We start from the raw sequence: 22,528 nt of genomic DNA, 5'->3' as shown, positions 1-22,528 counted from the left end.
ATTGGCCCGCACGCTCTGTACGCTGCCGCACGCAAGGGGCCGAAAGCGACTTTCCCCTACACGAATCAATTTTCTTGAATCCGGATCGCACCCGGGTTGCGTATTGAGCGGGCGTCACACCACGCGATACCCCCATCCAACCAAGGAGAGCGACATGCGTTTGAAGAAGATGAAGTCCCTGCAGCTGGCCCTGCTGGCCGCCTGCGCCGCCGGCAGCGCGGGCTTGAGCCTGGCGTCGAGCCACCGCGAAGCGCCTTTCATCACAACCAGCCCCAAGGTCGACGCCACCGACTTCTACATGTTCCGCAGCTACGAAGGCGTGGCGGCCAACGGCGCGGGCGGCCGATCCGACTACGTGACGCTGATCGCCAACTACCAGCCGCTGCAAGGCCCTTACGGCGGGCCCAACTACTTCTCGATGGACCCGAACGCGCTCTACGAGATCCACATCGACAACAACGGCGACGCGGCCGAAGACATCACCTTCCAGTTCCGCTTCAACAACAAGCTCAACAATGTGTCGTTGCCCATCGGGACCGGCGCGGCGCAGAAATCGGTCGCGATTCCACTGATCCAGGCCGGTGCCGTGTCGAACGTCAACGATGCCAACCTCAACCTGAACGAAAGCTACATCGTGAATGTGGTGCGGGGCGACCGGCGCAAGGGCGCGGCTTCGGCCGTCACCAAGGCCAACGGCGGTTCGGCCAGCTTCGAAAAGCCCGTCGACTACATCGGCGTCAAGACGCTGGGCAACAGCGCGGCCTACGCCACGTACGCGGGCAAGCATGTGCATGAGGTGAACATTCCCGGCTGCCCGGCGGGCAAAGGCACGGGCCGTGTCTTCGTCGGCCAGCGCCAGGAAGGTTTCGCCGTCAACCTCGGTCCGATCTTCGACCTGGTGAATGCACCGCTGTCGGTCATCACCAACCCCGCCAACATCAACGCGGCGGCGGCCAACTCGATCCAGGACAGCAACGTCACTTCCATCGCGCTGGAAGTGCACAAGGACTGCCTCACGGCCGGCAGCGAAACGGTGATCGGCGGCTGGACCACCGCGAGCTTGCGGCAGGCGCGGCTGCTCTCGGGCGCGCCGGCATCGGGCCACCAGGCTTCCGAAAAGCCGGGCGGTGCCTGGACCCAGGTCTCGCGCCTGGGCCAGCCGCTGGTCAATGAAGTGGTGATCGGCCTCAAGGACAAGGACAAGTTCAACGCGTCCAAGCCCAATGGCGACGGCCAGTTCCTCGACTACGTGACCAACCCGACGCTGCCCGCATTGCTGGGGCTGGTGCTCGCAAGCGACGCCGCCGCCCTCGCGCCCACCAATATTCCGCGTACCGACCTGGCGACGGTGTTCCTCACCGGCATCACCGGCGTCAACAAGCCCGCGACCGTCACGCCCTCCGAAATGCTGCGCCTGAACACGGCGGTGGCGCCGGTTCCTTTCGCCAACCAGAATCGCCTGGCCATCGTCGGCAGCCTGAAGGCGTCGCCGGCGGGCACGGACTTCGCCGGCTTTCCCAACGGCCGCCGGCCCAAGGACGACGTGGTCGACATCGCGCTGGTGGCAATGCTCGGTGGCCTGTGCATGGCCAACGGCGATGCCGACACGTTCAAGCTCAACAGCATCCCCGGCGTGGCGGGCGTGACTTCAGCCTGCAAGCCCTCCAGCGTGCCGGCCGGTGCCGCATCGCTCGACGTGCACGACGCAGTGGACCAGGCTGTGGTGCCTTTCCTCTCCGGCTTCCCGTACTTGAATACGCCGCTGCCGGGCTCGCAGTGAGCGGCCACCCAAGGAGCTCGACATGAAATACACCAAACACACCCGTGTTGCATTGAGCCTGGTTGGCGGCGCCTTGCTGCTGGCCGCTTGCGGCGGCGGAGGCGGGGGCGAGCCCGCCATGCCGGTGGCCACCGATCCGCCGGTGGCCGGCAGCGACGTTCCGCAATCGGCCACCACCAGTTCGGCCGGCGCGTTGGCCTACGTCAAGAGCGTGGCCGCATCCAGCGACAACGCCGCAACGCCGGTGAATGTCGGTGACGCGGTGCTCGCGACCAGCGACACCGACGAGCCGGATCCGAGCATCTGAAGCGATGCTTCCTGCGCGTTGGTTCACGCTGCTTTGCGCCGCCCTGTGCTTCACGGCCGGGGCGGCGCGGGCGCACGACAGCTGGTTCAGTCCCGCGGGCGGCAACGCCGTGGCGTTGGCCACCGGCAACCGCTACCCGGTGCAGGACGTTGGCCCCAGCGCGGCGAGCGTCGCGCTTTCGGGGTGCAGCGACGGCGAGACCCATGCCATCGCGTTGCGTCCCGCTCGCGAACAGGCGCGCTGGCTCGAGATGGCCGTGGGCACGACCGATGCGGGCCATCTGCCCCAGTCATGTTGGGCTGAATTGCATGCCGCGGAGATCGAACTCAAGCCGCAGCTGGTGCAGGTCTATCTGGCCGAGATCCGCGCGCCGGCCCGCGTGCGCACAGCCTGGGCCGAGTTGCAGGCGCGAGGCGTTCCGTGGCGCGAGTCCTACCGAAAATTCGCGCGCATCGAGCTGGCCGCGGCCACCGACGCACCCCACGAACTGCGCGCGTCGGCGCGTCGGCCCACGGGCATGGACCTGGAGATCGTGGTGCGGGGCGACTCGCCCATCGCCGTCGGCCAGCCGCTGGAACTGCAGGTGCTCCGCGATGGCCGGCCGTTGCCGGGCTTCGCGGTGGAACTTATCAGCGAGCGCAGCGCGCTGGGCGTGTGGCGCGAAACCGATGCGCAGGGAATGCTGCGGCACCGCCTGCCTTTCGGCGGGTGGTGGCTGTTGCGTGGGACCGATTTGCGCGTTTCGGCCGAACGGCCCGACACCTGGGAAAGCCGGTTCGTCACGCTGGCGATCGAGGCGCGATGACGTTGACGCGTCATTTTGTGAATCCACCGCGCCATCTGGTGCGTAATGGCGGGGAAGCCCGACAACTTGCAGCAATGGCCATCCCCACCCCAGACCAGCACCTCATCGATCTTCTGGACCGAATCGCCGCCCGCAACCTGCCCGGCGGACGCCCGAAGGATGCGGAGGCCGCGTTGCGCGAACTCTATGACCACACGTCGTCCCGGCTCTACGGCCTGGCGCTGCGCGTGGTGAACAACCGCGACTGGGCCGAAGACGTGCTGCAGGAGGCCTATCTCAACATCTGGCGCATCGCCGGCGACTACCGCGCCGCGCTCAGTCCGCCCTTGGGGTGGATGGGCGTGATCGTGCGCAGCCGCGCGCTCGACTTCCTGCGCCGCCGCACCAGCGAGCGGGCCGACTCGGCGCTGGAGCTGGACGGTGCGATCAGCGAAACCGTTGCCGGCGACTCGCCCGACCCCATGGACACGAGCGAAGCCAGCGAGCAGGCCTGGGCCCTGCACGAGTGCCTGCGCAAGCTGGAAGCGCGCCAGCGCGAGGTGGTGAGCCTCGCCTATCTGCGCGACCTGAGCCACAGCGAATTGGCCGAGCAGCTCCAGCTGCCGCTGGGCACCGTCAAGACGTGGATCCGGCGCGGCATCGACCAGCTGCGCGGCTGCATGGCACGATTCGCGTGAACGCCATGGATTTGCCCAAACACCCCGAACTGCTCGACCGCCTGGCCGCCGCATACGCCCTGGGCACGCTGCGCGGCGGCGCGCGTCGCCGCTTCGAGGCGCAGGCGCGCCAGAGCCCGACCGTGCGCGCAGCCGCCCTGATCTGGCAGGAGCGCTTTGCCGGCATGACCGAGTTGCAGGTCACGCAGGCGCCCAGCCCGAATGTCTGGAAACGGATCGAGAACCTCTTGGCAAACGAACACCGGCCGGCGGTGCCACCGGCCGATACCGGCGTGTGGACCCGGACGGTGCGCTGGTGGCGCGCCGGTGCGATGGCCGCCGGCGCTGCCGCGGCCATCGCAATGGGCGTGGCGCTGAACCTGTCCGGCGAGGTGGACCGGAGCGCGTCGCAGATCGCGCAAGCCGAGCGTGCCCGCGCCACGCTGGCCCAACAGAACGCGCAGATGGCCGCGCAGCTGCAGGCCCGGCCCGATCTTCAGTATGTCGCGGTGCTGAACGACGAGCGTTCGTCGGCGTCGATGCTCGTCACGTTCGACCCCGCGCGCGGCACCCTCACCATCAAGCGTGTCGGCGGCTACCAGGAAGCCGCCGACAAGTCCCTGCAGCTCTGGGCGCTGCCGCCCAGCGGCGGGCCGCGCTCGCTCGGCGTGCTGGGCGGCGAAGCGGTGATCAAGCTCACGGCCGCCGAGAACCAGGTGAAGGAAGCCCCGGCGCTTGCGATCAGCCTGGAGCCCAAGGGCGGCGTGCCCGGCGAGGGCGGGCCGACGGGGCCGGTGCTGTTCAAGGGGGCGTTGCTGAAGACGTCGTGACGTTTGCTTGAGCGGCGCAGGGCGGGTACAGTCAAACGATCATGCGCATCAACCTCGCGATCGACGACACCTTGCTCCAGGCCGCCATGAAGGCCGGACCGTTCAGCTCCGTGCAAGACGCGGTGGACGCGGGTTTGCGGCTGCTGGTGCGTCGCGCAGCGTACGGCGAAATCCTTTCGCTGCGTGGCAAGTTGCCTTGGGATGACGTGCCCAAGGGTGCTCACGGACGCGTAGCGCGCCGAAGAGTGAAGGATTGATCGTCCCTAAAGCAGCTCGATCTCGCTCAGCGTGAGAAAGCTCGTCTCGCGCGTCACCGCCACGAAGTCGGCGAGCCAGGGGCGGCTGGAAGTGGCGGCGGTGCAGGCCAGGTAGAGGTGTCCGGTCAGGCCCTTGCGGCCCACCGGGCGCGCGGTCACATAGCCGCGGTCCAGGTAGCTTTGCACCGCCCACACCGGCAGCGTCGCGATGCCGCGGCCGCTGGCCACCAGTTGCAGCATGGCGACCGTCAGTTCGGTGGTGCGGCGCGCGGGCTTGATGCCGGCGGGCTCCAGCACCTGGCGCACCAAGTCCAGCATCTCGTCGGGCACGGGGTAGGTGATCAGCGTTTCCTTGGCGAAGTCTTTCGCCGTGAGATGCGGCTTGCGCACCAGCGCGTGGTCGTTGGCCAGCAGCGCGACGATCTCGAAGCTGAACAGCGGGTGAAAGTCCACGCTCTCGCCCGCGTCCTGATCGGACACGATGGCGACGTCGGCGCGGTCTTGCAGCACCAGCGCGATCGGGTCCGGATGGAAGCCCGAGACGATGTCCAGTTCCACCTCGGGCCAGCGTGCGCGGAAGGCGTCCATCGCCGGCATCAACCAGTCGAAGCAGGTGTGGCACTCGACGACGATGCGCAACTGCCCCGCGCGGCCGCGCGCGAGGCGGGCCACGTCGCGCTCGGCCTCGTCGACCTGCGGCAGCACGCCGTCGGCCAGGGCCAGCAGCCGCAAGCCCGCAGTGCTGAACTGCGGCGGCACCGACTTGCGCTCGAACAGCGCCGCGCCGTAGAAGTCCTCCATCAGCTTGACCTGGTGCGACAGCGCCGACTGGGTGAGGTTGAGCAGTTGCGCCGCCCGCACCAGGCTGCCGGTGTCGCGCAGGGCCACCAGCGTGCGCAGGTGGCGCAGTTCAAGGACGGATTGGGCCATTAGAAATTCTCACGTTGAACGGCAATATCTTTCGTTTGAATAATAGTGCAGATTGCCGGACCATCGACCTCCTGAACACGCAGAACAACGAAGGATGAAGGCATGGCCCGCACACACACCCTGGGTTTTCCGCGCATGGGCGCGCACCGGGAACTGAAATTCGCGCTGGAGCAGCATTGGCGCGGTGACATCGATGCACAGGCCCTCGAGTCCGTCGGCGCCGAGCTCCGCGCCCGCCACTGGTTCGTGCAAAAGGCCGCTGGTCTGGACTTCGTGACGGTGGGCGACTTCGCCTTCTACGACCACGTCGCCAACCATATTCAGATGCTGGGATGCGAGCCGGCTCGCTTCGGCTTCACGGGCGAGGAGCCGGAACTGCATCGCTACTTCGCCATGGCCCGCGGCACGCAAGCGGGGCAGCATTCCAGCCACGGCGCCGGCTGCGATTGCGCGCATGAAACGGCCGGTGGCCGCTTCGCACTGGAGATGACCAAGTGGTTCGACACCAACTACCACTACCTCGTCCCGGAATTCCACGCCGACACCGAGTTCCACCTCGCCTCTTTGCGGCTGTTCGATGAAGTCGCGCAAGCCCTGGAAGCCGGCCACAAGGTCAAGGCCGTGCTGCTCGGTCCCCTGAGCTTTCTCTGGCTCGGCAAGGAAAAGCAGGCCGGCTTCGACCGCTTCAGCCTGCTGGACAAGCTGCTGCCGGTCTACGAGCAAATTCTGCATCGCCTGCGCATGCAGGGCGTGGAGTGGGTGCAGATCGACGAGCCCATCCTCGGCCTGGACCTGCCGGACGAATGGCGCCACGCCTTCGAACGCACGTACTGGCGCCTGGCGCGCGGCGGCGTCAAGCTGATGCTGGCCACGTATTTCTCGCCGCTGTCCGACAACCTGCGCCTGGCATGCCAGTTGCCGGTGGCGGGCTTGCATGTGGACGCGGTGCGCGCGGCCGAAGACCTGACGGGCGTGACCGACTGGCTGCCCAGCCACAAGGTGCTGTCGCTGGGCATCGTCGACGGGCGCAACATCTGGCGCACCGACCTCGACGCCGCGCTGGCACGGATTCGGTCTGTCGCCGAGAAGCATCGAGGCGAGCTGTGGCTGGCGCCGTCGTGCTCGCTGTTGCACGTGCCCTTCGGTCTGCAGGCCGAGACCGGGCTCGACGCGGAGCTGAAGTCCTGGCTGGCCTTCGCCGTGGAAAAGCTGTCAGAGTTGCGCGTGCTGCGCGCCATGTTGAACGGCGACGAAGCATCGGTGCAGGCCGAATGGAACTCCTCGCGCGCAGCCGTGGCGTCACGCCGCGCCAGCCCGCGTGTGCACCGCGAGGCGGTCGCGGCTCGCCTCGCGCAAGCGGCTCCGCACGCCGACCGGCGTGCCTCGGTCTTTGCGATGCGCCAGGAGCAGCAGCGCGCCCGGCTGGCCTTGCCGCCCTTGCCGACGACCACCATCGGCTCGTTTCCGCAGACTACGGAAATCCGCGCCGCGCGCGCCGCATTCAAGCGCGGCACGCTCGATGAGGCGCGCTACCGCGAAGCCATGCAAGCTGAGATCGCCCTGGCGGTTCGCAAGCAGGAAGCCCTGGGTCTCGACGTGTTGGTGCACGGCGAAGCCGAGCGCAACGACATGGTGGAATACTTCGGCGAGCAGCTTGACGGCTTCGCGTTCACGGCCAACGGCTGGGTCCAGTCCTACGGCTCGCGCTGCGTCAAGCCGCCGCTGATCTACGGCGACGTGGCGCGGCCCCGGCCGATGACGGTGGACTGGACGGTCTATGCGCAGCGCCTGACGAAGAAGCCGATGAAGGGCATGCTGACCGGGCCCATCACCATCCTGCAATGGTCGTTCGTGCGCGACGACCAGCCGCGCAGCACCACGGCCCGGCAGCTCGCCTGGGCGATCCGCGACGAGGTCTGCGACCTGGAGCAGGCGGGCATCGCCATCATCCAGATCGACGAGCCCGCCATCCGCGAAGGCCTGCCGCTGCGGCGCGTCGGCTGGAAGCCGTACCTGGCATGGGCGACGCAGGCCTTCCGCGTCACTGCCAGCGGTGTGCGCGACGAGACCCAGATCCACACCCACATGTGCTACTCGGAATTCAACGACATCCTGCCCGAGATCGCGGCGATGGACGCGGACGTGATTACCATCGAGACCAGCCGCTCGGACATGGACCTATTGCGCGGCTTCGGTGAGTTCAAGTACCCCAACGAGATCGGGCCGGGCGTGTACGACATCCACTCACCACGTGTGCCGACGGTGGGCGAGATGGTGGCGCTGCTGGAGAAGGCGGCCCGTGTGATCGAACCGGGCCAGCTCTGGGTCAATCCCGACTGCGGCCTGAAGACCCGCAACTGGCCGGAGACCGAGCAGGCACTGGCCCACATGGTGCAGGCGGCGAAGGCGGTGCGGGTGAACCTTGGGTCAGGGCACCACGAGGCCGGCATCGGCAAGCCTTCTGGAGATGGCCGCGAGGCCGCCTTTGTACTCCCAGTAGAGAACGCGTCCGTGGGACGATGAAACAAGGAGGTACTTCTCCGAGATCGACTGGATGCGCTCGACGGAAAGCAGCTTTTCGACAAACTCTTCGTCCTTGACTTCCTCGGTGATCTCGGCATTGCCATCGGTGTAGCCGTGCATCACGATGGAGTTGCGAACGTGAACGGAGATGAATTTCATGGGATGTCGTTGGATGGTTGATGCGAAGGATATGGCTGCGGCATCGGCTCGGCTTCCAGCTCCCGCACGTCAAGATAGGGGTTCGTCCCCAACTGATGCGCGGCCACAACCCGCCAACGCTGTCCGTGCTCGTCTTCCAGTGTGAGGGCATGCTGCAGGCCCAGCAGGGCTCGTGTTCCGGCGGCGACGATCAGTCTCTCCTCACTGGCCAGCACGCGATGCCAAGTCCCGCTCGCAGCCGGTTCCGACGTTCCAAATCGCCCCTGGACCAATGCCGAATTGAGGGCCCGGAACTCGGCCAGCATTTCGTCTTGATGTGCGCGATGTTGGGAGGATGCGACCAGTGCGAAGATCACCAGCGCAGCGACACACACAGTGGCAACAGCGGCAAGCCAAATCATTCAGAAGAGCCTCCGAGGTTTGGACTATAGCCGTTCGAATCGTCGGAAGTTGTGGCGTGCTGTCACGGTCTCTGTCGCAACACCTGCTCAAGGCTGTAGCAATCCGGCGGGAAAACCCGAACCGTTGACGGCCAATCCGTCGCGTCGCCGCGTCCATAGGGCCCGGCCGGCGCATGGCATGGGCCTTGCCCTCTTCAGAGCCCGGGAACCGGCCAATGTGGCCTGTCCAATTCGCGACCCCCCCTCTAGGAGACTCCATGCAACCGAAGCTCTTGACAGTTCTCATCGCCATCGCCCTGGCCAGCGCCACGGCCCACGCCGCAGTGACCGATCAGATGATCGAAAACGAAGCCACCGCCACCGGCAACGTCCTCACCTGGGGCCTGAACACGCAGGGCCAGCGCTACTCGCCGCTCAAGCAGGTCAACACCGCCACGGTGGGCAAGCTCGCGCCGGCGTGGGCGTTCTCGTTCGGCGGCGAGAAGCAGCGTGGCCAGGAATCGCAGCCGTTGATCCACAACGGCAAGATGTTCGTCACCGCCTCCTACTCGCGGCTGTTCGCGCTCGATGCGACCACGGGCAAGAAGCTCTGGAAGTACGAGCACCGCCTGCCCGAGGGCATCATGCCCTGCTGCGACGTGGTCAACCGCGGCGCCGCGCTCTATGACAACCTGGTGATCTTCGCCACGCTCGACGCGCAGCTGGTCGCGTTGAACCAGGACACCGGCGACGTGGTCTGGAAGGAAAAGATCGACGACTACAAGGCCGGCTACTCGGCCACCGCCGCGCCGATCATCGCCAACGGGCTGATCCTCACCGGCGTCTCCGGCGGCGAATTCGGTGTGGTGGGCCGCGTCGAAGCACGCAGCGCCAAGACCGGGCAGCTGGTGTGGAGCCGCCCCACGGTCGAAGGCCATATGGGCTACACCTACGACGCCGACGGCACGCGCAAGGAAGCCGGCATCTCCGGCACCACCAACCAGAGCTGGCCGGGCGACCTGTGGAAGACCGGCGGCGCGGCCACCTGGCTGGGCGGCACCTACGACAGCAAGACCGGCCTGGCCTACTTCGGCACCGGCAATCCGGCGCCGTGGAACAGCCACCTGCGCAAGGGCGACAACCTGTTCTCGTGCTCCACCGTCGCCATCGACGTGAAGACCGGCCAGATCAAGTGGCACTATCAGAACACCCCCAACGACGGCTGGGACTTCGACGGCGTGAACGAGTTCGTCACCTTCGACATGGACGGCAAGCGGGTCGGCGGCAAGGCCGACCGCAACGGCTTCTTCTACGTCAACGACGCCACCACCGGCAAGCTGCTCAACGCCTTCCCCTTCGTCAGGAAGACCACCTGGGCCAGCAGCATCGACCTGAAGACCGGCAAACCCAACTTCATCGCCGAGAACCGCCCCGGCGACCCGACCGCCAGCGGCGACGGCAAGAAGGGCAGCTCGATCGTCTCGGCGCCCAGCTTCCTGGGCGGCAAGAACCAGATGCCGATGGCCTACAGCCCGGACACCAAGCTGTTCTACGTGCCGGCCAACGAGTGGGCCATGGAGATCTGGAACGAGCCGGTCGCCTACAAGAAGGGCGCGGCCTACCTCGGCGCCGGCTTCACCATCAAGACCATCAACGACGACTACATCGGCGCGCTGCGCGCGGTGGACCCGAAGACCGGCAAGATCGTCTGGGAAGTGAAGAACGGCGCCCCGCTGTGGGGTGGCGTGCTGACGACCGGCGGCAACCTCGTGTTCTGGGGCACGCCCGAGGGCTACCTGAAGGCGGCCGACGCGAAGACCGGCAAGGTGGTGTGGGAGTTCCAGACCGGCTCCGGCGTGGTCGCGCCGCCGGTGACGTGGCAGCAGGGCGGCGAACAGTACGTGAGCGTCGTCTCCGGCTGGGGCGGCGCCGTTCCGCTGTGGGGCGGCGAGGTCGCGAAGAAGGTCAACTTCCTCGAGCAGGGCGGGATGGTGTGGGTGTTCAAGATCCCCAAGGCCGCCACCCCTTCGAAGGTCGCGAAGGCGAACTGACAGGCTGTAAACCCGGCGTCGCCCCGCACGGTATGCGGGGCGACCCACTGTTGTTGGAGATTGAAGTGAGAGAGACAACCCGGCGCATTTTCATTACCCGATCGATCGCAAGCGGCTGCGTCGTGCTTGCGGCCCCCGCCCTGACGCATGCGGCGCCGTCGCGCGTCGAAGAGGCCGATGACACGGCGGTGGCACTCGGCTACAAGCACGACACCCAGAAGGTGGACCGGCAACGCTATCCAAAGCACAGCTCGGCGCAGCTCTGCTCGAACTGCTCGTTCTTCCAGGGCGGCGCCGGCGACGCATGGGGCGGCTGCGCGATGTTCGGGCGCAAGCACATCGCCGCCGCGGGCTGGTGCGCCGCCTGGGCCAAGAAGCCAGGCTGACGCCCACGCTCATGCGCCGGTAAGACGCAGACCGGGCGTGGCCCGCCATCCACCGGCCTTGTCGACCCACAGGACGTCGGCGTTCCACTGCCGCGCCGCGCTGAACGCGCGCCGCGGGCCGGCGACGAACATCACCTTGGTCAACGCGTCGGCGATCGCGCCGCTGCCGGCCGCGACCGTCACGCCCGCCAGGGCGGGTGGCGAGTAGCCGGTGCGAGGATCGAAGATGTGGTGGTGCCGACGGTCGGCGCTGAAGCTCGTTACGCTGTCGGCCGATGTGGCGATGCAGCGGCCGTCGCTCATCAGCCGTGCGATCAGCGCCGCCTCATCGCGGGGGTTCGCGATGCCCAGCGTCCAGGGGCGCGCGTTGGCGTTGTGGCCGAGTGTCGCAAATTCGCCTGTGTCCACGAGCGCGTGGCGGATACCGTGCATCACCAGCACGCGGCGCACCCGGTCGGCCGCATAACCCTGCGCGATGCCGTTGAGCGTCACGGCCATGCCGGGGCGGCGCAGGTGCACTCCTTCGCCGGACAGTTCAAGGCCGCGCCAGCCGACACGCTCGCGCGCGGCGTCTATTTCGCGGGCGTCGGGCAGGTGGCCGGTGCGCTGCGCCGCCTCGAAAACCTGCCACAGCGGCTGCACCGTCACGTCGAACGCGCCGTCGCTGCCGCGCGAGATGGCCTGCGCGATCTCCAGGACCTCGCGCAACTCGGCCGGCGGGGCTGCCAGCATGCCATCGCGGTTCAACTGCGAAATCGCGCTCGTCGGGTTGAACAGGCTCATCTGCGCTTCGATGCGTCGCAGTGCAGCCACCCCCGCATCGAGCGCGCTATCCAGCGTCCGAGCGTCCGCGTGCGCGGCCTGCAGCGAAAGCGTGGTGCCAAAGCCCAGCAGCGTCCGGCGCCGCCACAGCAAGGGAGGGCCGGTCGCGGCGTTGCCGCCAAGCACCGCCAGCGCGCCAAGGCCCAGCGTGGCGCGCAGGAAGCGTTGCCGCTTCATGGCGCGCGCCCTCTCGGGTCGCCGCTGCGGGCGGGCGCGGGCCGCAGGACGAACACGCGCTCGCGCCGCTTCGCGATCAGGGGCGGGCAACGCTCCTCGCTGTGGTGGATGGCGACGCAATCGAGGCACTGAAAGCACTCTTCGTACACGATGGCGCCGCCAGGCCGGATCGCCTGGTAGTCGCAGCGGTGGCGGCAGGTCTGGCACGGCGTGCCGCATTCACTGCGCCGCGGGATCCAGCGCAGCACACGCACGCGGCCCAAGAGGGCCAGGCCGGCACCCAGCGGGCACAGGTAGCGGCAGAAACCCTTGTAGACGAACGCGCTCGCGACGACCAGGCCTGCCGCCCACAGCACGTAGGGCCACGCACGAACGAAGTTGAGCGTGATCGCGGTCTTGAAAGGCTCGATCTCCACGACCCGGTCCGTCCACGCGGGCGAGGCGGCGGCAACGGCCAGGATGCCTGCGAGCAGCAGGTACTTGATGGCCTTCAGCCTGGCATCGACATCGCGGTGCAGGCGCCGGCGCCGCACACCCAGAGCTTGCGCGAGCTGGGCCACCAGCTCCTGCAACGCGCCGAACGGGCACAGCCAGCCGCAGAAGGTGCCGCGGCCCCACAGCACCAGCGTCACCACGACGAATGCCCACAGCGAAAGGCTGATCGGGTCGTAAAGCAGGAAGCCAAGGGCGCGCCCCACCAGCAGTGCCTGCAGCACCGCGGTGATGTTGACGATCGACAACTGCCCTTGCGCGAACCAGCCGACAAACAGCAGCGTGAACATCAGGTAGCCGGTGCGCCATCGCGCCAGCCGCGTTTCGTCGGCCACCAGCCACGCAGGCCGCGCCAGCACGAACGCCAGCAGCGCGAGGGCCGCGCCGAGCACGCCCAGCTCCCACGCGCGCGCGCGCCAGATGCCATGCCACGACTTGCCGTCGCTGTCCGGCAGCTGCACCTGGCTTGCCGGCAGCTCGTAGCGAACCGGGAAGTCGCGGCTCACGCGCTCGGGATAAAGCGCGCCCCTGCTGCGCGTGACGCGCAGCGCGAAGTCCAGCGGCCGGGCCGGGTCCAGCCCGGCTGGGCCGATGACGCGGAACACCTTCGTGTCGGCGCGCAGCAGCGCCGCCGGCAGCTTCAGCGCGTCGTCGACGTCGAGGTCGCGCAGCTCGATCGGCAGCTCGCCTTGCCGCAGCGCGAGACGGTCGGGCACCGCACCGCGCACGAAGTCGTCGCCGACAAAGCTGTAGCTGCCGGTGCCGATCACCAGGAAGGCGTGGTCGCCGTCGTCGATGCCCCCGAGCAGGCGCTGCCAGCCCGCCTCGCCTAGCAGGTTGCGCCCGACGGCCGGCGCGTTTAGCCAGGTGACGTACAGCTCGGCGAAGGCGTCGTCCGGTGCGCCCTGGCTTGCGTCCATGCCGTTCCCGGCGAAAGCCCGCTCCACGGCGCCGCGCGTGAGTCGCACGCGCTGCACGAGCCCGGCTCGCAGCAGCGCGTCCCAGTCCATTGGTGCGTAGGTGTCGCGCCGCACGCGGGCAATCCGGTCAGGGTCGCGGCCGGCGGCGAAGCCCAGCTTCGCACGGGCAACGCGCAACGCCGCCGACAGCAGGGTCTGGTTGATGATGCGCACCGACGCGGTCGCCTTCGCCACGCCGTCGATGTGGGCGTTGGCCCCGTCGCCCTCCTCGCCACGACGGCTGCCGGAGCCGATCTTGATGTTCTGCTGCAGCGACAAGCCCTTGTACTGCAGGGCGAAGCGCCGCAACGGCGCCTCACCCAGCCCGTCCAGGAAGACCGGCTCGTGCTGCGACAACACGCGCACATCGAGGAATACACCCTTGGCATCCAGCGCGACCAACAGGTTCGGCGGCGTGCCAGAGAAGCCGGGAATCGGCGCCAGGTCGATCGACTCGAACACATAGCCGGCCAGCCGTGTCGTGGTGGCGTCCTGTTTGAAGATCGGCCATACCGGCAGTTGCGGATCCTTCTCGCCGACGATCAGCGGAGAGGGAAAGCGCTCCTGGATCATGGCCTTCGTCATCACGCCGGCCTGCGCGGCGCTCGCCGGGCAGAGCATCGCTGCGACCAGCAGTGCCCGGCAGATGCGGTCACGCCAGCCCGGCTTCGCGCGCGTCATCCCGGGCCGAGCGCCAGCCCCAGCCGCTGGGCGGCGCGACGCTCCGCGGCAAAGGCTTCGCGCATGCTGCGCCCGTAGTCCGCGCTGCCCAGGTAGGCGACCTCCTGGTCGAAGCGGGCCAGCTCGGCGATGTGCGCGGGGTCGAACAGGGCCGTCTTGAACGCATCATGCAGCGTACGCACGACCACATCAGGCAATCCACGCGGCCCGGCCAGGCCATAGGGAGACATCGCGACGATGCCGTGGCCCAGCTCGCTCAGGGTCGGTACATTGGGCCAGCGCCGGGTGCGCGCCGAGCCGAAGGTGGCCAGCAGGCGCAGCCGGCCCGAATCGACGTAGGGTGCAAAACCGTTGGAATTGACGCCCGCCATCACCTGGCCCGATGACACCGCCACCATCTGCTCGGCGGTTCCCTTGTAGGGCACGTGGATGTAGGTGAGGCCCCGGCGCGCGAACAGCTCGTCCAGCACCATGTGCGGCGTGGTGCCGATGCCATTGGTGGCGATGCTCAGCTCACTGGCGTGGGCGGCGGCGTAGGCCAGCAGGTCCTCGACACTCCGCAAGGCGCTGGCCGCCGGCACCAGCACGCCGAAGGTCACGCCGCTGATCTGCAGGATGGGGGTGGTGTCGCGGATCGGGTCCCAGCCGACCTTTTGCGTGTGCGGCGCGCGGAACACCGGCTGCGGCATCTGCGCCAGGGTGTAGCCATCGGCCTGCGCCTGTTGCAGCACCGGCATCGCCAGCGTTCCACCGGCGCCGCCGCGGTTCTCGATCACGATCCTCTGGCCCAGTTGCCGGCCGGCCAGCTCGGCCAGCAGGCGCAGCGTGAGGTCGGTGCCACCGCCGGCCGGCCACGGCACCCACAGCGAGATGGGGCGCTGCGGAAATGATGCATCGCTGCCGGGCTGGGCACGAACCCAGGGCGCCGCGACCGCGGTCGCCACAGCGCAGGACAGGACACGGCGTCGCGAGATCATGCCGACCCCCGCTGCGTCAGGCTGCCGAAGCCGCGCTGCGGGTCGTAGCCCCAGCAGGCCAGCGCGAAGCACAGGGCCAGCGTGGCCAGCACGACCAGCGGCGCCATTCCGGGATCCTTGGCATAGAGCGCGAAGCGAATCCACTCCACGGCGTGGGTGAACGGATTGAACTGCGCAGCACGCCACACCCAGGTTGCGCCCGACTCTTCCAGCTTCCACAGCGGGTACAGCGCGGTGGACAGGAAATACATCGGGAAGATGACGAAATTCATCGTGCCGGCGAAGTTCTCCAGCTGCCGCACGTACACCGATAGCAGCAGCCCCAGCGACGCCAGCATCAGCGCGGCGGCCAGCGTGGCCGCGAGCGCGTGCAGCAGCGAGCGCGGCTCCATCGGCAGCGTCGTGCCGAGCAGCGCGGCCACCACCACGAAGGCCAGTACCTGCACCAGGCTCAGGAGCGCCGTGGCTAGCAGCTTGGCCAGCAACAGCCACCAGCGCGGCAGCGGTGCCGTCAGCAGCAGGCGCATCAGCCCCATCTCACGGTCGTAGACCATTGCCAGCGACGACTGCATGCCGTTGAACAGCAGAACCATGCCGATGAGCCCGGGCGCGATGTACAGGTCATAGGGGATGTAGGTATCGTAGGGATCGACGATGGCGACACCGAACACGTTGCGAAAGCCCGCCGCGAACACGGCGAGCCACAGCACGGGGCGCACCAGCGCGGAGATGAGCCGCCCCTTTTGCTGGGCGAACTTGAACAGCTCGCGCAGCACGATGGCGCGCAGGGCCTGCAGCGCATGCGCGGCGGTGTGGTTGCGTGCGTCCTGCATCACAACCCCGCCTTGCAGGCCGACTCGGCCGCGTCGGTGCCCAGCGTGTCGAGCACGTTCTTCGGGTGCATCACGCCCTCGGCCGGCGCGCTGCCGACCACGGCAACCCCGTCAGTGAGCAGCAGCGGCTGGCGCAGTTGCCGGTCCCAGGCGCGAAAGCCCAGGCGCACGCCCTTGAAGCCGTCCAGCGTGAAGTCCGGCCGGCTCAATGCCTTCAGCACCTGCGCCGCGTTCGGCCCGGCCGCTTGTTCCAGCGCCGCCTGCAACAGTGCCTTGGCCGCCATGTAGGCGGCCCAATCGAAGCCGGTCATCGGCCTGTGGGCGGTACGCGAAAAACGGCGTTCCAGCTGCGGCGCGCCGTAGCGCTCGAAGCGCGGCGCCCAGGCCTGCGCCGACAGGCCGGCGTCGCCCACGACGGGGCGCGGCAGCGCGGTGCGGTAGGGCAACGTGCGCGCGAACTCACCGTCGCTGTCGACGACCCACACGGCGTCATACTCGCCGCCCGCAGCGATGCCGGTGAGCAGCAGCGGGTTGGCAAGATCGCGCTCGCGCGGGTCGGCCGAAAGCTTGAATGCCTTCACCGCGACCGGCGTCAGGCGGTAACGCTTCAGCGCGGCCTGCACCTGCGCGAGCCGCGCCGCGTCATCGGCACTGCTGCCGTGCAGCAGCAGCACGCGCGTCCAGCGGCGTGCCAGCAAAGCCTGCGCGAGCGCGTCAGCGCGCATGCGCTCACCCGGCAACGTGTGGAACAGATGCGGCCGACAGCCCTCCTGGCGCAACGTTTCGGCGCTCTCGCCGGCATTGATCAGCGGCATGGCGACAGTCGGCGCCGCGGCGGTGATCCACCCTGCCGGCAGGTCCAGCACGACACCGGCGGCACCGGCCTTCGCGAGCTGCTGCAGCATCGTCTTGGCCTCGTCGGCGCTGCGTGCGGCGCGCACGTCGACGACGACGCGCAGCCTGGCGGCATCGAGTTCGAACTGGCTTTCCTTCGCGGCCATTTCGACCGCTTCGGCCGCCGGCCCTCCAGGCTGGCCTGGGTACGCGAGCGCCACGCGCTGGGGCGCAAGCCGTTCGTCATCGGCGCGCTGCACGACGCCCAATGTCAACGTGGCTGCGGTGGCGTTGAATGCAAGGGCCAGCGCGGCTCCTGCCAGGGCACGCCGGACTTGTCCCCTCTCCCTCTGGGAGAGGGTTAGGGTGAGGGCACCCGCCGCCGCCCTCACCCCTGCCCTCTCCCAGAGGGAGAGGGAGAAAGTCCGTTCAATCATCAATGACCACCGTGTGCGGGACGCGGCCGACGGGCAACGTCTTCAGCGCCTTGGCGCTCGCCGTGTCGACCACCGTCATGTCGTCGGACAGGCCGTTCACCACGAACAGCCGCGAGCCGTCGCGGTTGACCGCTAGGCCCCAGGCGCGCTTGCCGACCAGCACGAGTTGCTTCGTCTTGCGGGTCGCCACGTCGACGAAAGCCACGTGGTTGGCCCGGCCGAGCGCCACGTACATGGTCTTGGCGTCAGGCGACGGCACAAGGCCCACCGGCGTGATGTCGTCGGCGCGCATACCCTTGACTGCGAACACCACGGTGGCCACAACCGCGAGCTCGCGCAGCGAAATGATGCTGACGCTGCTGCCTAGTTCATTGGTGACCCATAGCTCGCTGCCGTCGGCGGCGAATGCAAAGCGCCGCGGGCGCTTGCCCACAGGGATGTTCTTCTCGACCTGCAGCGTCGCGGTGTCCACCACGTGAACCATGTTCGCGACTTCGGAGGTGACGTACACGCGCTTGCCGTCAACCGAGACCTTCACGCCTTCCGGCTCCTTGGCCAGGGGCACACTCTTGATCAGCTTCCTGCGCGCGAGGTCGAACACGTTGAGTGCACCGTCTTCCTCGGCCGACACATAGGCGGTGCGGCCGTCCGGGGACAGATCGAAGACTTCGGGATCGTCTCCGAGCGGCACGCGGCCGACCGATCGGCGGCTTGCCAGGTCGATCAGGTCGGCGCTGCCGGAGTCGCTGCACGCGACCATCAGCTGCTTGCCCGCGGCCAGCCGCTGCATATGGCGCGGGCGCTTGCAGGTGGGGACGGTGCCCGTCACCGACAGCGTCTTCAAGTCGATCATCGTGATCGCATGGTCCTTCTCGCTGGAGACGTAGGCCAGGCCACTGCCCTGCGCGTGGACAGCCAGCGGGACTGACAGCAGCAGCGCCAACAAGGCAATTGTCTTCATGATTTCAGGAACTCAGCGGGTCGCGTTGATGAAAGCGGCTTCGAGCGTCGGGCCGCCCAGGTCCGCCGTGACGTCGGCGGGCGTGCCGTCGGCCAGCAGCTCACCATGGTCCAGCACCAGCACGCGGTCGGCGCCGGCGGCCTCCGACACGACGTGGGTGGCCCACAGCACCGTGAGGCCTCGATGGCGCACCTCTTGCCGCAACCCTTCGACCAGGTCGCGCCTGGACCCGGGATCAAGGCCCGCCGTGGCCTCGTCCATCAGCAGCAGCCCGGGCCGGTGCAACAGCGCGCGCACCAGCTCGACCTTGCGCCGCGTGCCGCCGGAGAGCTCACGCACCCGCCGCCCCAGGTCCGCGGTGAGGCCGAAGCGCGCCGCGTCCACCGCGATACGCCCGGCCGCCACCGCGCGCGGCAGGCCCTGCAGGTCGGCATAAAACTGCAGGTTGCGCGCCACGCTCAGGTCCAGGTCGAGCGACTGCTGCTGGAACACCACGCCGATGTGCGCCAGCGCGCGCCGTGCCTGGCTGCGCATCGACAGGCCGGCCACTTCCACGTCGCCCGCGTCGGCGGCGAACAGGCCGGTGAGCACCTGGAACAGCGTCGACTTGCCGGCACCGTTGGGTCCCAGCAGCGCGACGAAGCTGCCGCGCGCAACGTGCAGGCTGAGTGCGTTGAGCGCCACCCGCGGGCCGTAGCACTGCGTGAGCTCACGCAGCTTCAGCATGGCTCGGGCCTGGCAGACAGCGCTCGCGAATTCTCATCGCCGCGATAGACCAGGCCGGCCAGCGTGGTCGCGCCCGGAACAAAGCGCAGGGGTTGCGCGGGCGCGCCGCAGCGCCCCGCCTGCTCGCGTTCGGCCTGGGCGCCGGCCAGCACCGCGTCGATGCGGCCCCGGTGCTCGCTCTTCGGGCACACCGGGTCGGTAGCTGCCGCATCGCCCGTCACCAGGAAGGCCTGGCACCGGCAGCCGCCGAAATCCTGGCCGCGCTCGTCGCAGCCGCCACAGGTTGAGTTCATCCAGGACTGGCCGCGGTAGCGGTTGAATCCGTCGCTGTCGTACCAGGCCTCGCGCACCGAGCTGTCCTGCAGGCTCGGGAACTCGATGCCGGGCAGCATGCGCGCGCTGTGGCAAGGCAACGCGCTGCCGTCTGGCGCCACCACCATGAACACCGCGCCCCAGCCGGCCATGCACGGCTTGGGCTTGGCGTCGGCGTAGTCGGGCGACACCCACAGCACCTTCATGCGGCCCTCGAGGCGCTCGCGATGCGCCATCACGATCGCCTCGGCGTCCCGCAGTTCTTCGGCGGTCGGCATCAGGGCCGTTCGGTTGAGCCAGGCCCAGCCGTAGTACTGCGTGTTGGCGAGTTCCAGGTAGTCGGCGCCCATCCGTTCGGCCATGTCGATGATGCGGCCCACATGCGGCAGGTTGAAGCGGTGCATCACGCAGTTCAGCACCATGGGGTAGCCCTGCGCCTTGATGATGGCGGCGACCTTCGACTTCAAGTCGAAGGTGCGGCTGGAGCTGATGAAGTCGTTGAGCTCGCGTGTCGAGTCCTGGAACGACAGCTGGATGTGGTCGAGCCCGGCCGCCTTCAGCGCCTTCGCGCGCGCCTCGGTCAAGCCGACGCCCGAGGTGATGAGGTTGGTATAGAAGCCCAGTTGCCGCCCATGCGCCACCAGCTCTTCGAGGTCGTCCCGCAGCAGCGGCTCGCCGCCCGAGAAGCCCAGTTGCACCGCGCCCAGTGCGCGCGCCTCGCCAAGTACGCGCTTCCATGTCGCGGTGTCCATCTCGCGGTCATGGCGCGTGTAGTCGACGGGGTTGGAGCAAAACACGCAATGCAAGGGGCAGCGGTAGGTCAGCTCGGCCAGCAGCCACAGTGGTGGCCGGATGGCAGGTGCGGCGGCGGCTGTCATTGCGCCCGCCTACTGCAGCCAGCCGCGCGCGCGCGCCTGGCCGAGGAAGGCGCACACATCAGCCTGCAGCGCCGTCTGCGCGAACGCGGCCTCGAGTTCAGCGACGATCTCGTCGACCGTGCGCTGCCCATCGCAACGCCGCAGGATCTCCGCGGCCGGCGTGTTCAGCTTGACCATGCCTTCGGGGTAGAGCAGCACCCAGTTGCCTTGCGCCGGCTCGAACTGCAGCCGGAACATCGTCGCCACGGCGGGCCTCGTGTCTGGCGAAATCATGGCCGCGACTCCATCGGCAGGTCGTCGGGGTAGGCGTTCTCGATGACATCGAGCATCGACCAGAGCAGGTCGAGCTTGAACTGCAGGATCGCGATCGCGCGTTCCTGGCGCGCGCGTGTCGTGCACCAGCGGTGCGCCACTTCGAGCCCGTGCTCGACGTCGCGCGTGGCCAGTGGGATGCGGCTGCGGAAGTAGCCCAGGCCTTCCGCTTCGATCCAGGGGTACAGCGTGGGCCAGCCCGCCAGCCGGTCCGCATGAATCTTCGGCGCGAACATTTCCGTCAACGAAGAAATGGCGGCCTCTTCCCATGGCCTGTTGCGCGCGAAATTGACATAGGCATCGACGGCGAAACGCACGCCGGCCCGCACATGGCGATGCGACCAGAGGGCTTCGCGCCGCAGGCCGGTCGCCTCGCCCAGCCGGCTCCAGGCCTCGATGCCGCCGGCGTTGCTGCCGCCGAAGTCACCGCGGCCGTCGTGGTCGAGGATGCGCTCGACCCAGCGCCGGCGCTCGGCGCGGTCGTCGCAGTTGGCCATCACCGCGGCGTCCTTCTCGGGGATCTTGACCTGGTAGTAGAAGCGGTTCGCCACCCACGCCCTCACCTGGAACGGCTGCAGCTCGCCGCGGTTCAGGCGCTGGTTGAACGGATGGTGGATGTGATAGCCGGTCTCGCAGGCGCGCAGGCGGGCCTCGAATTCCCCGGCGCTCCAGGGCTCGCGGGCATCCGCGTGCGGCGGGGCACAACGGAACAGTTCGGTGTTCATAAGGAGATCTCCATTCCGTCGTAGGACACCTCGATGCCATGGGCTTCCAGCACGCGGCGTTGCGCACTGCCCTCGTCGAGGATCGGGTTGCTGTTGTTGATGTGGATGAGCACCTTGCGGCCGGCGCCGGTGGCCTGCATCACGTCGACCATGCCGGCCCGCGCCGCGCTGGCGGTCTGCGGCAGGTGGCCCATCTCGCTGGCGGTCTTGGCACTCAGGCCGGCCAACTGCATCTCTTCTTCTTCCCAGAAGGTGCCGTCGACCAGCAGGCAGTCGGCGTCGCTCATCCAACGCAGCTCCTGCTCGCCCACCTCGGCCAGGCCCGGCGAATAGAACAGGCGCTTGCCGTCGGAGAGGTCTTCGATCCGCAGCGCGATGTTGTCGCCCACCACCTGCTCGCGCCGGTGCGGCGAATACGGCGGCGCCTTGCCGGGGATCGCCAGCGCGGTGAAGCGCAGCGACGGAAAGCCTTCGATCTCGAACTCGGCGCAAGCTTGGTCCCCCGCCACCGGCAACATGTGCCAGCGCGTGCCGCAATAGTGCTGGAGCACATTCAACAGCGGCAGCCCGGTGGTGAGGTCTTCGAACACGCAGGGCGTGGCGTAGAGGTCGATGCAGGGGCCTTCGCGCAGGCCCAGCAAGCCAGTGACGTGGTCGATCTGCGCGTCCATCAGCACCACGGCCTTGATCGGCGTGCTGCGCAGTTCATGCGGCGAGCCGTGGCGCGGGTGAAGTTGCGGGTGGCTGCGAATCTGCTGGCCGATGTCGGGCGACGCATTGAGCAGGACCCAGGATTCGCCGTCGGCCGACACGGCGATGGAGCTCTGGGTTCGCGCATGCGCGCTCAGCTCTCCTTGCCGCTGGCCGGCGCACAGCCGGCAGTTGCAGTTCCATTGCGGAAAGCCCCCTCCGGCGCCTGAACCGAGCACGAGAATTTTCATGGCAGTGTGCAGGCGCGTTGGAGATGGGCTTTCACTTCAACGAGCCGAGATGTACATCGTGACTTCGAAGCCGAAGCGCATGTCTTCGAATGCGGGTTGCGACCATTGCATGAGAGTCTCCTTGGGGGTTGCCATCAAAAGTCCGGGGCGGGATTGCCGTGAAGGACATGCTCTGTTTCGCAAGACCCATGCCGACGGCTTGCGTGTGCTCAAAGACAGTGATTGCCCCTATGCGCAGGCGTGCGCGGGCGGTTTTACGCGAGGGCTTGTGAAGCGCGGGTGGAGTGCAGCGTTGCGATTGCTCCACCCCGGAACAGGGCCGTGCGGAGATGGCACAGGGTTTTCCCGTGAGTCCTCGCGTAGGGTGGGCACTTGTGCCCACCGCCCGCCACCCGCC

At 68.1% G+C, this 22,528-nt stretch carries 24 protein-coding genes; 9 read left to right on the top strand and 15 right to left on the bottom strand.

Translation table 11 applies throughout. The features are described from left to right. Positions 1 to 154: 154 nt before the first annotated feature. The 6 genes from EEB15_RS02990 to EEB15_RS02965 all read left to right on the top strand — a co-directional run bounded on the left by EEB15_RS02990 (position 155) and on the right by EEB15_RS02965 (position 4,635). Positions 155 to 1,780, top strand: coding sequence for a DUF4331 domain-containing protein (locus EEB15_RS02990; protein WP_141508060.1), 1,626 nt, complete (start codon positions 155 to 157; stop codon positions 1,778 to 1,780). Between the two features lie 22 nt (positions 1,781 to 1,802). Then, positions 1,803 to 2,087: a hypothetical protein gene (locus EEB15_RS02985; protein ID WP_141508059.1), complete on the top strand. Its 285-nt coding sequence runs from the start codon at positions 1,803 to 1,805 to the stop codon at positions 2,085 to 2,087. A 4-nt stretch (positions 2,088 to 2,091) separates the two neighbouring features. Next, positions 2,092 to 2,892 (top strand): DUF4198 domain-containing protein, encoded by an 801-nt coding sequence (locus EEB15_RS02980; RefSeq protein WP_158289975.1) that lies wholly within the window; start codon positions 2,092 to 2,094, stop codon positions 2,890 to 2,892. Between the two features lie 74 nt (positions 2,893 to 2,966). Then, a complete protein-coding gene (locus tag EEB15_RS02975; RefSeq protein ID WP_141508057.1) occupies positions 2,967 to 3,569 on the top strand; it encodes an RNA polymerase sigma factor in 603 nt (200 codons plus the stop codon). A gap of 5 nt (positions 3,570 to 3,574) precedes the next feature. After that, a complete protein-coding gene (locus EEB15_RS02970; protein ID WP_141508056.1) occupies positions 3,575 to 4,378 on the top strand; it encodes an anti-sigma factor domain-containing protein in 804 nt (267 codons plus the stop codon). Between the two features lie 41 nt (positions 4,379 to 4,419). After that, positions 4,420 to 4,635, top strand: a complete 216-nt coding sequence (locus tag EEB15_RS02965; protein WP_141508055.1) for a type II toxin-antitoxin system VapB family antitoxin — start codon at positions 4,420 to 4,422, stop codon at positions 4,633 to 4,635. 6 nt (positions 4,636 to 4,641) lie between these two features. Here the strand turns inward: EEB15_RS02965 and EEB15_RS02960 are convergent, their stop codons facing one another. Further along, entirely contained in the window at positions 4,642 to 5,565 is a 924-nt protein-coding gene (locus EEB15_RS02960) for a LysR family transcriptional regulator (RefSeq protein WP_141508054.1), read from the bottom strand. Between the two features lie 102 nt (positions 5,566 to 5,667). Here EEB15_RS02960 and metE point away from each other — a divergent pair, with 102 nt between their 5' ends. Then, positions 5,668 to 8,088, top strand: a complete 2,421-nt coding sequence (gene metE / locus EEB15_RS02955) for a 5-methyltetrahydropteroyltriglutamate--homocysteine S-methyltransferase (protein WP_141508053.1) — start codon at positions 5,668 to 5,670, stop codon at positions 8,086 to 8,088. Here metE and EEB15_RS02950 read toward each other — a convergent pair. Both EEB15_RS02950 and EEB15_RS02945 read right to left on the bottom strand, forming a co-directional pair. Further along, complete coding sequence (locus tag EEB15_RS02950) at positions 7,993 to 8,247, bottom strand: hypothetical protein (protein ID WP_141508052.1); 255 nt, start codon at positions 8,245 to 8,247, stop codon at positions 7,993 to 7,995. The two genes, metE and EEB15_RS02950, sit on opposite strands and share 96 nt — an antisense overlap. After that, entirely contained in the window at positions 8,244 to 8,648 is a 405-nt protein-coding gene (locus EEB15_RS02945) for a hypothetical protein (protein WP_141508051.1), read from the bottom strand. Before EEB15_RS02945 ends, EEB15_RS02950 begins: the two co-directional genes overlap by 4 nt. A 257-nt stretch (positions 8,649 to 8,905) precedes the next feature. On the opposite strand from EEB15_RS02945, the gene EEB15_RS02940 reads away from it, so the two are divergent. After that, positions 8,906 to 10,678: a PQQ-dependent methanol/ethanol family dehydrogenase gene (locus EEB15_RS02940; RefSeq protein WP_141508050.1), complete on the top strand. Its 1,773-nt coding sequence runs from the start codon at positions 8,906 to 8,908 to the stop codon at positions 10,676 to 10,678. Positions 10,679 to 10,743: 65 nt separating this feature from the next. Beyond that, positions 10,744 to 11,064 carry a high-potential iron-sulfur protein gene (locus EEB15_RS02935; protein WP_233259331.1) on the top strand — a complete coding sequence of 107 codons (321 nt, stop codon included), beginning with the start codon at positions 10,744 to 10,746 and terminating at the stop codon, positions 11,062 to 11,064. A 9-nt stretch (positions 11,065 to 11,073) separates the two neighbouring features. On the opposite strand, the gene EEB15_RS02930 is transcribed toward EEB15_RS02935, so the two are convergent. The 12 genes from EEB15_RS02930 to pqqA form a co-directional block, all read right to left on the bottom strand. Beyond that, complete coding sequence (locus tag EEB15_RS02930) at positions 11,074 to 12,063, bottom strand: FAD:protein FMN transferase (RefSeq protein ID WP_141508048.1); 990 nt, start codon at positions 12,061 to 12,063, stop codon at positions 11,074 to 11,076. Further along, the gene (locus tag EEB15_RS02925) at positions 12,060 to 14,195 is read right to left on the bottom strand and encodes a 4Fe-4S binding protein (RefSeq protein WP_141508047.1); all 2,136 of its coding nucleotides are present in this window, start codon (positions 14,193 to 14,195) and stop codon (positions 12,060 to 12,062) included. The genes EEB15_RS02930 and EEB15_RS02925 overlap by 4 nt, the downstream gene beginning before the upstream one ends. After that, a complete protein-coding gene (locus EEB15_RS02920; RefSeq protein ID WP_141508046.1) occupies positions 14,192 to 15,172 on the bottom strand; it encodes a tripartite tricarboxylate transporter substrate binding protein in 981 nt (326 codons plus the stop codon). The genes EEB15_RS02925 and EEB15_RS02920 overlap by 4 nt, the downstream gene beginning before the upstream one ends. Continuing rightward, complete coding sequence (locus EEB15_RS02915; RefSeq protein ID WP_141508045.1) at positions 15,169 to 16,005, bottom strand: ABC transporter permease; 837 nt, start codon at positions 16,003 to 16,005, stop codon at positions 15,169 to 15,171. The genes EEB15_RS02920 and EEB15_RS02915 overlap by 4 nt, the downstream gene beginning before the upstream one ends. Further along, positions 16,005 to 17,099, bottom strand: coding sequence for a branched-chain amino acid ABC transporter substrate-binding protein (locus EEB15_RS02910; RefSeq protein ID WP_233259330.1), 1,095 nt, complete (start codon positions 17,097 to 17,099; stop codon positions 16,005 to 16,007). Before EEB15_RS02910 ends, EEB15_RS02915 begins: the two co-directional genes overlap by 1 nt. 169 nt (positions 17,100 to 17,268) lie before the next feature. Further along, entirely contained in the window at positions 17,269 to 18,237 is a 969-nt protein-coding gene (locus tag EEB15_RS02905; RefSeq protein ID WP_141508044.1) for a PQQ-dependent catabolism-associated beta-propeller protein, read from the bottom strand. A gap of 12 nt (positions 18,238 to 18,249) precedes the next feature. Further along, positions 18,250 to 18,963: an ATP-binding cassette domain-containing protein gene (locus tag EEB15_RS02900; protein WP_141508043.1), complete on the bottom strand. Its 714-nt coding sequence runs from the start codon at positions 18,961 to 18,963 to the stop codon at positions 18,250 to 18,252. Beyond that, positions 18,957 to 20,153 (bottom strand): pyrroloquinoline quinone biosynthesis protein PqqE, encoded by a 1,197-nt coding sequence (gene pqqE / locus EEB15_RS02895; protein WP_141508042.1) that lies wholly within the window; start codon positions 20,151 to 20,153, stop codon positions 18,957 to 18,959. The genes EEB15_RS02900 and pqqE overlap by 7 nt, the downstream gene beginning before the upstream one ends. 9 nt (positions 20,154 to 20,162) lie before the next feature. Further along, complete coding sequence (gene pqqD, locus EEB15_RS02890) at positions 20,163 to 20,426, bottom strand: pyrroloquinoline quinone biosynthesis peptide chaperone PqqD (protein ID WP_199236443.1); 264 nt, start codon at positions 20,424 to 20,426, stop codon at positions 20,163 to 20,165. Then, positions 20,423 to 21,190 (bottom strand): pyrroloquinoline-quinone synthase PqqC, encoded by a 768-nt coding sequence (gene pqqC / locus EEB15_RS02885; RefSeq protein WP_141508041.1) that lies wholly within the window; start codon positions 21,188 to 21,190, stop codon positions 20,423 to 20,425. Before pqqC ends, pqqD begins: the two co-directional genes overlap by 4 nt. Next, entirely contained in the window at positions 21,187 to 22,131 is a 945-nt protein-coding gene (gene pqqB, locus EEB15_RS02880) for a pyrroloquinoline quinone biosynthesis protein PqqB (RefSeq protein WP_141508040.1), read from the bottom strand. Before pqqB ends, pqqC begins: the two co-directional genes overlap by 4 nt. Positions 22,132 to 22,167: 36 nt before the next feature. Further along, on the bottom strand, positions 22,168 to 22,266 hold the full coding sequence (gene pqqA, locus EEB15_RS02875) for a pyrroloquinoline quinone precursor peptide PqqA (RefSeq protein ID WP_199236442.1): 99 nt from the start codon (positions 22,264 to 22,266) through the stop codon (positions 22,168 to 22,170). Positions 22,267 to 22,528: the final 262 nt, after the last annotated feature.

The sequence above is a fragment of the Ramlibacter sp. WS9 genome (assembly GCF_003797765.1).
Classification (GTDB): Bacteria; Pseudomonadota; Gammaproteobacteria; order Burkholderiales; family Burkholderiaceae_C; genus Ramlibacter.
This window is presented reverse-complemented; position numbering and strand designations above follow the sequence as displayed.